The organism is Larkinella sp. C7, from assembly GCF_006149005.1.
Lineage (GTDB): Bacteria > Bacteroidota > Bacteroidia > Cytophagales > Spirosomataceae > Larkinella.
Genome location: NZ_VBSL01000022.1, coordinates 18,354 through 32,571, shown reverse-complemented (window position 1 = coordinate 32,571; position 14,218 = coordinate 18,354). Strand labels below are relative to the sequence as shown.

The following is a 14,218-nucleotide window of genomic DNA, read 5'->3' as shown; positions in this document are numbered from 1 at the left end:
ACAACCGTAAACGGAAAACCGTAACCCGTTTATCCCAGGCGATTCATTGTATCCAAAACGGTCTTTCCCAGCATCCAGCCCAGGCCGATAACCGCGCCGGCCACTAAACCGGCCAACACAATCAACGTGCGCCGTGGGCCGTTGGGCCGTAGCGGTATGCGTGGAGGCTCCAGCATTTTGAAAACCGGTGTTTCTTCCTGCACCCGAATTTTGGCCTGTTCCAACTGCCGGGACAAATCGTTGTACACGGTTTGCGCCAGCAGAAATTCGGCTTGCAGCCGTTGCTCGCTGATCCGGGCCAAACCGCTGTAAAGGCTCCGGTTCCGGTCGCGGTAACTTTCCAGGTCATACTCCGCTGTCTGGTACCGGCGCCGGGATTGCTCGACCTGCTGGGTCAGAAATCGCTCCTGATTTTTGACTTTCTGCGTCCGGTAGCTGGTGATGTAGTGGGTCAGGTATTCAAGTGAAAACCGGGCGACAGTGGCCGCTACCACCGGGTCGGGCATGATTACTTCAATGGTTACGACGCCCGTCCGTCGTTCGTAGGTGGTTGTAATCCGGTTTGTTAGGAGGGCCGCCAGACCTTCCTGTTCGGGCGTAACCTGCAAGGCTTTGCTGTAGTTTTTAGGATCAGGCAACACCACCGGAGCCGGTTTTGAGTCGTCGGCGGTGGTTTGTTCCGTGTTTCCGGTTAGCCGTTGAAAAGCCGTTTCCTGCCTCTGCCGTTTCAGGTAAGTCTGCAGCGGCAGCACGGTTTTATAGGTTTTGGAATAAACCGGCTGTTTTAGAATCTGCAGGGCAAACGGAATGCTTTGAAGAACCTCCGGGTAGAGATCGGGCCGGATGCCATCACCGGCGGCATTGTCCATGCTGATGCCTGCCAGCCCGGCCAGCGATCCGAGATTGCCCATGCTGCCGGGGCTGCCTACCGACACTTCCGGCATGACGGTAACTTCGGCTTTGTAGTCGTCCGGTTTGGAAAAACCGTAGTATAGCCCTGCCAGCGCGCCCAGCACGGCAAAAGCCAACACAGCCAGGCGGCTGCGCTGTAAAAATTTCCAGAGGTCACCGGGGCGGATCCGGATGAGGTCATCATCGTCCATTTCTGACCCTGCTGATGGTTTGTGCGTTGTTACTGACATGAAGCGACGTACTAAACGTGGCGCTAAAGATGCTTAAAATAACCGAACCAGATTTACAATAACGGTGGTAAGGGTCACGGTCATTGTGCCAATGACCGAAATAAGTCCAATTCGTTCCCCCGCCGTTAGCCGTCGATCGTCGGTCAATGGCCCAAATGGCACGATAACGCGTGAGCCGGGTTCGATTTTGGGATATTTCCTGAAAAACAAAAACCGTTTGGTTCGGTCTTTCAGTCCGTTGGCGTAGATCACATACGCTCTTTTCTGCCGGGCATTGTCGGTATAGCCCCCGGCCTGCGTCACGTAATCCTTAAAATGAAAACCTTCCGTAAAACTAACCGTCGAAGGATTCAGAACGGCGCCCTGAATGCTGACGGTTTCGGGGCGTTTCGGAATAATCAGCGAATCACCGACTTCCAGGAGCAAGTTTCCCGATACGCCCGGATCTTCCAGAATGGCGCCCAGATCGGTCGCAATGGGAATGCCGCGCCGGGAAAACCGGGCTCCTGGCAGAAAAGCCCCCGCTTTCAGGCCACCCACGCGCCGGAGCACATCCGAAATCCGTTCGGAACGCGACTCGATGGCGTAATTCCCGGGGTGCATCACTTCGCCCAATACCGCTACATTCCGCTGAAGTTCGTAGCGGGGCGACGTTCGGACGTACACCACATCGAACGGCTTGAGCGGAAACCGCGCATCGGCGGGTTGAAGATTCAAGGAGCGATCGATCGAAAACTGAAAAACCTGAACGGTTTCGCCACCGGTCATTTTGGTGGTATCTTCCCGAATCCGCCGGGCAACTTCAATCCGGGTGGGTGTGGCACCTTCCTGAAAACCGCCCGATAACGCAATCAAATCGGTGACGGTCAGGTTGGTTACATACGGAATGGTGTCCGGCCGGTTCACGGCGCCCTCGATGCTGACGTAGTACGGCTCGCGCAAATCGCGGACCGAATAAATATGCACACTGTCCTGCCGGGCCAGCGGAATGTCTTCCGTTTCGTTCCGCATCAGCCGCCCGACATCGAACGGAATGGCTTCCAGGTCGGTGTTTTCGCGTTCACGGTACAAAACCGCCCGGTTCAGGAAAGCATCTTTCCGCAATCCTTCAGCCCGGCTGATGAGCGAGCGAACGGACGTGATTTCGTCGCCCAGCGCATAATCGCCCGGTCGCATCACGGCACCGGATATCTGAATCCGGTTTTCATACCGGTTCAGAATTTCACCAGTCGTGTATTTGTCGCCGGACTGCGGAATGAAGGTCGCAATCTGCTCCTGCGTGATGGTTGAGATTCGCAGTTCCCGGGGCGTGTTCCGGCGCAGGGTGATCGAAAAAGTATAAGCCCGGTCCGTAAAACCGCCCGCAAAACTCAGGACATTTTTGAGCGTTTCGCCGGGTTTTACTTCATAAATGGCCGGCCGTTTGACCTGCCCGACCATTTCAACGCGAACCCCGTAATCGTTGACCCGAATCACATCCTGATCCAGAAGCCGGATGTCATCTTTTTTATCGGCCCGCAAAAGGTAGTCGTACAGGTCGATGGTGCGAATGACGCGGTTGTTGCGAATCACCTGAATATCGCGGAAAGAGCCGGTTTCGGGGTTCGGGCCGCCCGCCAGATACAAGGCGTTGAAAGCCGTCGACAATGATGAAAGCGTGTAGGTTCCCGGCATGACGACTTCGCCTACCATCGTGACGCGGATGCTGCGGATGTTGCCCAGGGTTACGGAGGCATAGGTGCCGCTGTTGGGGCGGTTCAGACCCTGAAAAGCCTGCCGCAGCCGCCCCACAATCCGCTGTTCGGCCTGTTCGATGGTTAGGCCGCTGACAAAAATAGGCGCCAGGTTCAGCATCCGAACCGATCCTTCGGGGCTGACGCGCAGCCGGAAACTTTCGGTGGAATTTCCGTAAATTTCCACCACGAGTTCATCGTCGGGTCCTACCACGTAATTCCGGGGCGTGGCAATGCGGAGGTTCGGCTCAAAGGTGAGGGATGTTCCCTGAAACAAAGCTGCGCCAAAAATAGACGGTCGCCGGATGGTATCCCGTCGCAGCAGATTCAGGCTGTCGCCCAGCGCATACGGCCGTTGCGACAGTGTCCCCTGTTGGCTTCGGTTGGTGAGGGTATCGCCGGAAATCTGCCCGCTGCGATTTGATTGCTGGCGGATTTTGGCCATACGTTGCCGCATTTTGGCAATATCAGTCAGCGTATAACCCTGTGACATAGCCGCTTGCTCGATTTGCATTTCGGTGAGTCCGCTGCTTTGCGCCCGTTGATAAAATTCAATAATCTGCTCGTCGTTCAACTGATCGGCCCGCGAAGGTTGCTGGGCAAAACCGGCGGTGACAGCTACCAACAGGAAGAAGAAAGACAGCGCGGGCAGTTGTCGAAACAACAAAAACGGGGAGTCACGAAGTGTAAACCAGTATGATTGTGTTCTGCTACGGTTCATGCAGTGAGAAAAATCTGACCCACAAAGTTACGAATTGATTGATTCTCTGCCGCTTTTTATAGTCAATGGTCCAAAAGTGGCTTTTTATTAGAAAAAACCGCTATTTAGCCGAACTGTTTTCCGAAATAATAACCGAACAAATAGAATATATCCAAGATGGCTTTGATAAAATCTGTTCGCGGCATTCACCCAAAAGTGGGCGAAGAATGTTGGTTTGCCGATAACGCAACGATCGTTGGGGAAGTCGTGATGGGTCGAAATTGCACCGTCTGGTTCAACGCCGTGGTGCGGGGCGATGTGAACTCGATCACGATGGGGGATTATTGCAACGTTCAGGACGGGGCCGTTATTCACTGCACCTACCAGAAATTCAGGACCATCATTGGCAGTTACGTCTCCATTGCCCATAACGCCATTGTCCACGGTTGCACCATTGAAGATCAGGTTCTGATCGGCATGGGTGCTATTGTGATGGACGGGGCTGTGATCGGAACCGGTTCCATCGTTGCCGCCGGGGCCATTGTGACCCAAAACATGGTCGTGCCGCCGGGAACCGTTTACGCCGGTAATCCCGCCCGGTTTTTGAAAGCCGTTACGCCCGAATTGGGCGAGGTTTTTATGCGAACGGCCAACAATTACGTCATGTATGCCAAGTGGTATGAATAACTTGTAAAAGTCCTTTCTAAAAAGTATTGCATCGCATTGGTTGAGGCCGTATATTTGTTTGAAATTAGTCTAAATAAATCGCTTTTAGGATTATTTTAGATCCGAATTCAGCAGCCGTCTTCCCAACGTGCCTTGCTTTTTGATTTTGAAAGCCGTCATGGCCTTATTCTTATGGCGAACCTAACTCCATTGATTACGACAGCCCGAACAAAACTGGAAGAATATTTACTCATGAAAGGGCTGCGCCGGTCGTCAGAACGGTTTGCCATTCTGGAAGAGGTATATTCGCGCAATGACCACTTCGACGCCGAAGAGTTGTATCAGGCGATGAAGGAGCGGTCGTTTGCCGTTAGCCGGGCCACGGTATACAACACGCTGGATGTGCTGGTCGATTGCGGGCTGGTGAGCCGACACCAGTTTGGCGATGAGGACAATACGAAAAGCCGGTTTGAAAAATCACTCGGACGGCAGCAACATGCGCATCTGATTTGTGTCAACTGCCACCGTGTCATGGAATTTTGTGATCCGCGTTTGCAACTGATCAAAACCACGGTCGGCAATACGCTGCAATTTCAGGTCGAATCGCATTCACTGGTTTTTTACGGCGAATGTGCGGACGAAGTTTGCGTAGCCCGTACAAAAGCCGCAGCGGCCAATGCCAACGTAAACTAGCGGAAACGCCTGATTGGATTATTCGCTGACGGTTTCTTTTTCCTGCTTCATTTCTTTCCGGGCGTTGATGTAGCCTCGAATGACAGTGAAAGTGGTAACAGCCAGGAAGAAGATGATGATGTAGTGGACGTAATCGACGATCCAGGGGAATTTTTCGCCAAAATAATACCCGCCCCCCACCAGCGAGACCACCCAGATGGCCCCCCCGATAACATTGTAGAGCATGAAATACCGCATGTCCATTCGGATTAACCCCGAAAGAATGGGCGCAAACGTGCGGACAATGGGCAGAAACCGGGCCACAATCAGCGTCCGGCTGCCGTATTTCAGGAAATATTCGCGGGTGGTTTCAATGTATTTTTTCTTGAAAAACAGCGAATCCGGGCGGTTTTGCAGCCGATCACCGAAGTACCGCCCCGTGAGATACCCCACCAGCGACCCCACCACCGCGGCCCCGAAAATACAGAGCAGCAACAGCCACAGGGGGACAGCCAGAATTTTGGTGCCGGCAAAAACGCCCGACAGAAACAGCAGGTAATCGCCCGGCAGGAAAAAGCCGAAAAATACACCGTTTTCGATGAAGATAATGAGGGTAATCAATACCAGCCCGCCCGTCCGAATGATTTCCTCGGAATTGAGTAAGTATTGGAAAAATTCGGCGATCTGGTTCATGTTTTCAATGAGTGAATGGGTGAATGATAGAATGAGTGAATAGCTTCGCCAGTTGTTGCTTCCAGCGAAGCTATTCACTCATTCTATCATTCACCCATTCAAAATTATAGATAGTCCGCCAGCTCAAGCCAGCGGTCGGATTTTAGGGAAATTTCCTGTTCGATTTGCTCAATTTGCCGGGCCCAGGATGTCAGCTCTTCGTGACTTCCGGAACCGGTATTCAGTTGATCCAATAAACCGCTTTTTCGTTGTTCCAGTTCCTCAATTTCTTTTTCTAACGTTTCATATTCCCGCTGTTCTTTGAAAGACAGTTTTCGCTTGGTTTCCGTCACCGGCGCAACGGATTTACTTTCTGGAACTGAGACGGTTGGTGCAGTCTTTGGCTTGTCGGCGGTTTTCCGATCGGCGGGCTGACTGGCTTTCCGTTCGCGGTAATCGGTGTAATTTCCCGGAAAGTCGCTGATTTTACCGTTGCCTTCAAAAATAAAGGCGTGATCGATCAGCCGATCCATGAAATAACGGTCGTGGGATACGAGCAGTATGCAGCCGGGAAAATTCAGCAGAAATTCTTCCAGTACATTGAGCGTCGTGATGTCCAGGTCGTTGGTTGGCTCATCCAGAATCAGGAAGTTGGGGTTCTGCACCAGCACCAGCAACAACTGCAGCCGCCGTTTTTCACCGCCCGACAGTTTGTGGACGTAATCGTACTGTTTGTTGCGGTCGAACAGGAAATGCTGCAAAAACTGTGAAGCCGTCACGGTTTCGCCCGTTCCCAGTTTCATGACTTCGGCAACGTCCTGCACCACATCAATTACCCGCTGGTTGTCGGGCAAAACCAGATCCGATTGCGTGTAATAGCCAATTTTGACGGTTCCGCCGGTGCTGATGATGCCTGAATCGGGGCGGAGTTCGCCCGTAATCATGTTCAGCAGGGTGGTTTTACCCATTCCGTTCTTCCCGATGATGCCGATGCGGTCGTTCCGCCGGAAGGTATACGTAAAATGGTCGAGCAACACTTTTTCGCCAAAGCGTTTGCTGACGTTTTCCATTTCGATGATTTTGCTGCCCAGCCGCGCCGTACGAATGTTCAGCTCCAGTTGGTCGTTGCCCAGTTTGGTGTGCGCTTTGGCGTTCACCTCATCGAACGCATCGACCCGGTATTGCGCTTTGGTGCCGCGGGCTTTGGGTTGCCGGCGCATCCAGTCGAGTTCGCGCCGGAAAAGGTTTTTCGCCTTGTCGACCTCAGCCGCCAGAATCGCCTGCCGCTCGGCCTTTTTTTCCAGGTAATAGGCGTAATTGCCTTTGTAACTGAACAGCGTTTGCTGGTCGAGTTCGACAATCTGGTTGCAAACCCGGTCCAGAAAATACCGGTCGTGCGACACCAGCAGGAGCGTGGAGTTGTTGGTCGATAAAAAGTTTTCCAGCCACTCGATGGTTTCCAGATCGAGGTGGTTGGTCGGTTCATCCATGATCAGCAGATCCGGGGCTTCGATCAGCACCTGCGCCATCGCCACCCGTTTGCGTTGACCACCCGAGAGCGTTGAAACCCGCTGCGTCACATCGTGAATGCCCAATTGCCCCAGAATCTGCTTCAACTGCGTTTCATAATCCCAGGCCTGGAGTGTGTCCATTTGCTGCATGGCCCGGTCGAGTGCGTCGTGATTCTCGGACAGCAGGGCTTTTTCATACTGTTCAATCGCCAGCAAAGCCGGATTGTTGCCGGTTAAAACGACTTCCATCACGGTCAAATTATCATCCAGTTGGGGCTGCTGTTCCAGAAAACCGACGGTGATGTCTTTTCGGATGCTGACCAGTCCTTCGTCGGAAGGCATCAACCCGGCCAGAATGGATAATAAGGTAGATTTGCCCGTACCGTTGGCACCAACGATGGCGACTTTATCCCCCCGGCTCATTCCGAACGTTACATTGCGGAATAACCATTTGTCGCCGAAGGATTTGGAGAGATTTTCTGCTGATAGATAATTCATTGTCCGCAAAGATACGCATCCTGAACCGGATCGCCGAAGTAAACTACGCGATGGGAACGCGGATTAAACGGATTTTATCGGTACCAATCTGTTCAATCCGTTGCATCCGTGTTCCTGTCTCGTTTGATGATTGCATGAGACAAGCCGCTGTATGGTAGAATTTCCAATCTAAAAGTGGTAAATTTCCGCTCTGGTTTTCTTTATACATTTTAGAGCTTAATTCATTACCCCATTCATGCAAAAAATCATTGCTCTGTTCGGTGTCGCGTGTGTAATCTCAGCGAGCAGTCTGGCCCAGGTAACCGACGATGTAACCAAATCCTATACCCAACCCATTCCGGGCAGCACCCAGGTCTATGATCTGGTGGCGATTCCGGGCGGGGAATTTATGATGGGAAGTCCGGCGGCTGAAAAAGGCCGCAAACCCGATGAAGGGCCGCAGCACAAAGTGACGATCGAGCCGTTCTGGATGGGAAAGATGGAAGTGACCTGGGATCTGTTCGATCTGTTTGCTTTCAAAAACATGGAAAAAGAAATGGCAAACCGGACGCCCGGTTTCGACTTAGCTAAAACCGATGCCGCTACGCGACCAAGTCCACCGTACGTGGATATGTCGTTCGGAATGGGTCGGGAGGGGTATCCGGCCATCAACATGACGCAATATTCGGCCATTCATTTCTGTGCGTGGCTGTACGCCAAAACCGGCGTTTTCTATCGTCTGCCCACCGAAGCCGAGTGGGAATATGCCTGCCGCGCGGGCACCAAAACACCGTATTCGTTCGGTGCCGATGCCAAACAATTGGGCGAATACGCCTGGTTTACCGGCAACAGTGACGGTTCGTATAAGCAAGTTGGGAAGAAGAAACCGAATCCGTGGGGATTGCACGACATGCACGGCAACGTGATGGAGTGGACGCTCGACCAGTATTACCCGGATTATTACGCCAAAAAAGCGAAAGGCGAAGTGAAGGAGCCGTATGCCAAAGTGACGGAGCTTTATCCGAATGCCGTGCGGGGTGGCTCGTGGGACGATGATGCGCCCGTGTTGCGCTCAGCCGCCCGGACGCCGTCCAATGCCTCGTGGAAAATGCTCGACCCGCAGGCTCCCAAAAGCGAGTGGTGGCTGACGAGTGCGTCGTTTGTTGGTTTCCGGGTGGTTCGCCCGGCTAAAAAACCGTCAGAAGAAGAAATTAAGGCGTATTACAACCCGCCGTTGATTGAGGAGTATTGATTGCCAGTTGCTTGTAGAATACCTGTTAGTAGACGCTATTCATCTTATTTCTAAACCTTGTTCCTTATGTCAAACGAATCAAACCGCCGGGACGCCGGCCGCCGGGATTTTCTGAAACAATCCGGCCTGCTCACAGGCGGTGCCCTGTTGACTACATTGCCTTCTTTTGCATCTTCCTATGGCTTCCATAGCTCGGCCGATGATACCATCAAAGTGGCACTCATTGGCTGCGGTGGACGGGGAACCGGTGCTGCGCTTCAGGCCCTGAAGTCCAAGCAGAATGTAAAGATCGTGGCGATGGCCGACGCGTTCCGCGATCGGTTGGACGGCGCGTATAAAAGCCTGACTCAAAATCCAGAGCTGACCAAGCGGGTCGATGTTCCGGAAGAACGCAAGTTTGTCGGATTCGACGCGTATCAAAAAGCCATCCCCCTGGCGGATGTCGTGATTCTGGCAACTCCTCCGGGTTTCCGGCCGATGATGTTTGAGGAAGCTGTGAAGCAAAACAAACACATCTTCATGGAAAAACCGGTGGCCACCGATGCGCCGGGCGTTCGCCGGGTGCTGGCGGCTGCGGAAGAAGCCAAGAAGAAAAAACTGAACGTGGTGGTGGGTTTGCAACGCCATTACCAGCCGAATTATCGCGAGATGGTTAAACGCATCCACGACGGCGCACTGGGCGACATCATCGGTGGTTCGGTGTATTGGGTGAGCGGGGGCGTTTGGGTAAAACCGCGTCAGCCGAACCAGACCGAAATGGAGCACCAGATGCGGAACTGGTACTACTTCAACTGGCTCTGTGGGGATCACATCAACGAACAGCACATTCACAACATCGACGTCGCCAACTGGGTGAAAAGGGGCTATCCCGTATCTGCGCAGGGAACCGGTGGACGTCAGGTGCGTACCGGAAAAGAATACGGTGAAATTTTTGACCACCACATTGTCGATTACGTTTACGAAGATGGCACGCTGATCAACAGCCAGTGCCGCCACTACGAAGGTACGTTCAGCAAAGTGGACGAAGCGTTCCTGGGCACCAAAGGCCGGGTCGACTCCTTCGGGCGGCAAAGCATTTTGAAAGACCACAAAGGCGGTTCGATTTATACCCACAACGGCAAAGGCGACGGCGATCCGTACCAGATCGAACACGACGAATTGTTTGCGGCCATTGCCAAAAACGAATACAAATTCTGGGATGCCGAAAACGGCGCAAAAAGCACACTGACGGCCATCATGGGCCGGATGGCAACCTATTCGGGCAAAGTGGTGAAATGGGATGAGGCTTTGAATTCGAACATCAACCTGTTTCCCGAAAAACTGGCCTGGGATGCGAATCCGAAACTGTTACCCAACGCGGACGGTTTTTATCCGGTTGCCGTTCCGGGAAAAACGGTGGCCGTTTAGTTGCGCCAAGAAGTCTATCTGAATGCAAAAAGGGAGCCGACGGTTCCCTTTTTGCATTGAGAATAGTCAGGTCTGCGCGGGATTTCTGATTTTTGCGGTATGAAACAAGTCCTATTCCTCGTCTTCATTTTATCAGGATTCTGCGCTACAGCGCAGGTGCTGCGAAAACGGACCGTCAAATTAATGGGCAGCCGGTTTGACATCACGATTGTTGCCCAGGACTCCCTGTCGGCGGAACACAACATCGATGTGGTAATTGCCGAGGTGACGCGGATCGAGAACCTGATTTCGGACTGGAAAGCCGATTCTCAAATTTCGCAGGTCAATAAAAACGCTGGCATCGCGCCGGTTCGCGTGGACCCCGAAGTGTTTGCCCTGACCGAGCGCGCGCTTCGGTTTTCGAGAATAACGAAAGGCGCTTTCGACATTAGTTTTGCTGCGATGGACCGAATCTGGAAGTTTGACGGTTCGATGACGGCAATGCCCAGTCCGGAAGCGGTTAAGAAATCGGTGGAGAAGGTCGGCTATGAAAACATCGTGCTGGATCGGGCGCGGTCTACTATTTTTTTAAAACGGAAAGGCATGAAAATTGGCTTCGGTGCGCTGGGCGAGGGCTATGCCGCCGACCGCTGCCGCGACCTGATGCTGGCCAAAGGGATCAAAGCCGGCATTGTCAACGGTTCCGGGGACATGAGCACCTGGGGAAATCAGCCGGACGGCAGCGACTGGACCATCGGCATCACCAACCCGATCCGGAAAGATACGGTTTTCGCCATCGTGCCGCTGCGGCAGAGTGCCGTGGTGACCTCCGGAAGTTACGAAAAGTTCGTGGTGTTCAACGGCAAGCGGTATGCGCACATTATCAACCCCGTTACGGGCTATCCCGCTACGGGTGTGTGCAGCGTGACGGTTTTTGGCCCCAGTGCCGAAACCGCCAACGGATTCAGCACGTCGCTGATGGTGCTGGGAAAAGACGCGGGCCTGAAACTGATCAATCAGTATCCCGACTACCGCTGCATCCTGATCACCGATGACGGCCGGATTTTTTCTTCCCGAAATCTGGATGTGAAGGCATATCGGTTGTAGAGAGGTCGTCTATTGAGCAGATGAATCGTAAAACTGGCTGCTTAAATAGTTGTAGGACAAAGCACAGTGTTCGACAATCCGGCTTTCGTTATCGACCACGACCAAAACCGTCTCGCCTTTCCAACCGCCCTGGCTTAGTTAATTATATATACAATAAGACGTCCTATTTAGCGTTTCACTCCCTTCAATAACAGTCCATCAGAATCTGGCTGTGCGACTGGTAGAAGCTGACGCTTTTGCCCGTTTTCGTCTGGCAGATGGTTTCCAGCAAATTAATGACGTCTTTTTGCATCGAAAGGGAGCCGCAAATCATAATCACACCATTGGTAGCCAGAATATTACCAATAAAATCAGCATCGCGGGCGATCAGGTTGCTGACATACTGCTTTTCTCCTTCGCGCGAATATGCCAGATGAAGCTTCGTGAGTTTTTGCACCGACCGGTTTTTTTCCAGAAAATCCCGGTAAAGGTCGAACGAGGCACTTTGCCGAAAACCGGCGTACAAATGACAAGGCGTTCTCTGCTTATTCTGACTGATCATCCCCAGAAACGGCGCAATACCGGTGCCGTTGGCAATCATGACCACGACCGGGGCTTTTTCGGGAAAATGGAAATGATCGTTGCTGACAATCCGGGCGCGAACGGTCTCACCGGGCGTTAAGGCGTGTAAAAAGCCGGAACCCAGTCCGCCCGGTTGCAGCCGGACACTCAATTGAATCTCGTCGTCCAGAACCCCAATCGAATACAGCCGTTCGCGGTGGTCGTTGGCGGGATAAAGGGCCAGCAGATCACCCGACGCAACCCGCTGACTACGCTTGCTCCGTAAACGAATCAAAAACGTGCCGTCGGGCTGGGCGGTTTGGGTGTTGCTGGTGACGGTCAGCGTTTCAAGTTGGCGTGCCGGAGCCTGCAACAATTCTGCCGAAACCGGCATCGGCAGATTGGTTTGCTGCGACCAGGCTTCGGCCCACAAGCCAAACTCGGCCGGCGACTTGTCATTGACGGTATGAATATCGACCAGCGGAACGGCCCACGATTGCCGGGCCAGCAACTGATTCACTTCAAAGGCAAACTGGCAGAAATCGGGATAGGCGTGTGATCCAAAACCGAGAACCGAATAGCGAACGGGGTGCGGTTGCGGGTATTTTTCAACCCGTTTCATAAACCGGGTGGCATTGGTCGGCGCATCGCCCAGCCCGTAGGTGGCCGTCAACGCGATCAGGTAGTCGGCTTTCGGAAAAACCGTGTAGTTATTGAACTCGGTCAGAAACGATTTCTCCCCCTGCCTGAGTAACTGCTGGTGAATGGCCTGCGCAAACCGGAAGGTGCTGCCGTTCTCCGATCCGACCAGAATAATAAACCGGCTCTCGTCGGCTGAATAGTTGTTTTTTTTAACGCGGTTGGCCCGTCTTTTCCAGGTAATGGCAAAACCGGAATAGATGAAAAATAGGATATTTCCCGAAGCCACGGCCAGAATGACGGCCCAGATGGCGCTCGTCCGGCCGGTGTGCCAATCCAGGCTGAGGTTGGTGAGCAGGACGGCGGTCGGATACCGGTTTTCGCTCAGGAGGTCGCCGGTAATCTGGTTGACCGTTAGCTCCCGGTCTTTGAGTTTTAGCGTGTAGTAATCTTCGACGTCTTCCGAAAACGGGAATTCGAGGCTTTGCACGTCCGCCAGTCGGGTGTTCTGAAAAACCGCAAAGTCGGCTAGTTTTCGTTTGGGTGTTGCCTGGATAGCGTCGAAATCAATTTGGGGAGAAACTTTCTCTTCTCCGACCAGACCGAACCTGGCCAGGGAGAGGTAGGTTCCCGAAAGCGCAACGAGGAAGATCGGAATCAGCGACAGCCGCCCCAGCACGACGTGGTAATACTGGGCAAAATTGTCCCGGACAATCCGGGTAAAAAACCGCCTGACACCCCGTTGACGCTGAATAATCAGCATGGTGCCGGAAACCGTAATCAGCAGCAGCAAAAAGGCGGTCAACCCGATGAAAAACCGCCCGGCTTCGTGCAGGAACAACGACCGATGGAGGGCCGTAACCCACTGGAAAAACTCACTTTGCGGGCTGGGAATCCCCAGGATTTTACCCGTCTGCGGATCAACGAAAGCGGTCAGGCTTTTGCCGTCGGCATCGCTGCCTTTGATCTGGACAAACTGGTTGGCGTCGACGCTCAGCTCACTGATTTCAGCATAACTTTTTTTGAGCACCGGCAGCGTCTGTGCCAGCGTAAGTTCGCCAACGGCATCGACACGGTACGGCTGCATTTTCTGCGATACAGGTTCGAACGCCAGAATAATTCCCGTTACGGACGCCAGAGCCAGCAAAAGAAAAGAAGACACAGCCAACGCTAAGTGGCTGTATCTCCACACAGAAATGGTCATAAATCCGGCCGCTGTTAATTGGGGCTGTTGGGGCTAAAGCGAACGTAGCGAATGTAGCCCGTCCCCTCGCTTTTGGCGGAAAGGCCTTCCGTCGTGAGCGGAATTTCGAGATCTTTCGCGATATCCTGCTTGTCCTCCACGGAGCTGGCAAACCGCAGTTTGTAATCTTTGTTGAGCTTCGAATTTTCGATTTCCAGCACGATAACGCTGCGATCACCACCGGCCACCGACGCCCCGGTGATGGCACTGAGGTTCGGCGTTTTTTTGCCCAGCGCCCGGTACCATTCCTTGACATCCGGATACCATTTTTTATCGGAACCGAGCACATACAGGGTTTTTTCGTAAGCCCCTTTCCCGTTCATAAGCGAAACGGCGATGTATGCCTTTTCTCCCATGTAATTGGTCATCTGGATCATACACTTGTACTGGGTAGTCCCGGACTGAGCCACCGAAGCCGATGGCCGGGCGACTACCAGAACCAGCGCGAGCAAACCGATTTTAAGCAAATTGGGCATAA

Annotated in this window: 11 protein-coding genes; 5 read left to right on the top strand and 6 right to left on the bottom strand. The window is 53.1% G+C overall.

Annotated features, from left to right (window positions below; translation table 11 throughout):
• Positions 1-29 precede the first annotated feature (29 nt).
• The gene (locus FH871_RS29395; RefSeq protein WP_138994930.1) at positions 30-1,142 is read right to left on the bottom strand and encodes a lipopolysaccharide biosynthesis protein; all 1,113 of its coding nucleotides are present in this window, start codon (positions 1,140-1,142) and stop codon (positions 30-32) included.
• A gap of 33 nt (positions 1,143-1,175) precedes the next feature.
• Complete coding sequence (locus tag FH871_RS29390) at positions 1,176-3,596, bottom strand: SLBB domain-containing protein (RefSeq protein WP_138994929.1); 2,421 nt, start codon at positions 3,594-3,596, stop codon at positions 1,176-1,178.
• 156 nt (positions 3,597-3,752) lie between these two features.
• Here FH871_RS29390 and FH871_RS29385 point away from each other — a divergent pair, with 156 nt between their 5' ends.
• Complete coding sequence (locus FH871_RS29385) at positions 3,753-4,262, top strand: gamma carbonic anhydrase family protein (protein ID WP_138994928.1); 510 nt, start codon at positions 3,753-3,755, stop codon at positions 4,260-4,262.
• Positions 4,263-4,433: 171 nt separating this feature from the next.
• Complete coding sequence (locus FH871_RS29380; RefSeq protein WP_138994927.1) at positions 4,434-4,934, top strand: Fur family transcriptional regulator; 501 nt, start codon at positions 4,434-4,436, stop codon at positions 4,932-4,934.
• A gap of 18 nt (positions 4,935-4,952) precedes the next feature.
• Here FH871_RS29380 and FH871_RS29375 read toward each other — a convergent pair whose 3' ends face one another.
• Both FH871_RS29375 and FH871_RS29370 read right to left on the bottom strand, forming a co-directional pair.
• Positions 4,953-5,606, bottom strand: coding sequence for a DedA family protein (locus FH871_RS29375; protein ID WP_138994926.1), 654 nt, complete (start codon positions 5,604-5,606; stop codon positions 4,953-4,955).
• Positions 5,607-5,710: 104 nt separating this feature from the next.
• Positions 5,711-7,594 carry an ABC-F family ATP-binding cassette domain-containing protein gene (locus FH871_RS29370; RefSeq protein ID WP_138994925.1) on the bottom strand — a complete coding sequence of 628 codons (1,884 nt, stop codon included), beginning with the start codon at positions 7,592-7,594 and terminating at the stop codon, positions 5,711-5,713.
• 235 nt (positions 7,595-7,829) lie between these two features.
• On the opposite strand from FH871_RS29370, the gene FH871_RS29365 reads away from it, so the two are divergent.
• From FH871_RS29365 to FH871_RS29355, 3 genes are all read left to right on the top strand, one after another.
• Positions 7,830-8,825, top strand: a complete 996-nt coding sequence (locus FH871_RS29365) for a formylglycine-generating enzyme family protein (protein WP_138994924.1) — start codon at positions 7,830-7,832, stop codon at positions 8,823-8,825.
• A 66-nt stretch (positions 8,826-8,891) separates the two neighbouring features.
• The gene (locus FH871_RS29360) at positions 8,892-10,232 is read left to right on the top strand and encodes a Gfo/Idh/MocA family protein (RefSeq protein ID WP_138994923.1); all 1,341 of its coding nucleotides are present in this window, start codon (positions 8,892-8,894) and stop codon (positions 10,230-10,232) included.
• A 99-nt stretch (positions 10,233-10,331) separates the two neighbouring features.
• Positions 10,332-11,318, top strand: coding sequence for an FAD:protein FMN transferase (locus FH871_RS29355; protein ID WP_138994922.1), 987 nt, complete (start codon positions 10,332-10,334; stop codon positions 11,316-11,318).
• Positions 11,319-11,502: 184 nt separating this feature from the next.
• Here the strand turns inward: FH871_RS29355 and FH871_RS29350 are convergent, their stop codons facing one another.
• Both FH871_RS29350 and FH871_RS29345 read right to left on the bottom strand, forming a co-directional pair.
• Complete coding sequence (locus tag FH871_RS29350; RefSeq protein WP_138994921.1) at positions 11,503-13,701, bottom strand: PepSY domain-containing protein; 2,199 nt, start codon at positions 13,699-13,701, stop codon at positions 11,503-11,505.
• 14 nt (positions 13,702-13,715) lie between these two features.
• Complete coding sequence (locus FH871_RS29345; RefSeq protein ID WP_138994920.1) at positions 13,716-14,216, bottom strand: DUF2271 domain-containing protein; 501 nt, start codon at positions 14,214-14,216, stop codon at positions 13,716-13,718.
• Positions 14,217-14,218: the final 2 nt, after the last annotated feature.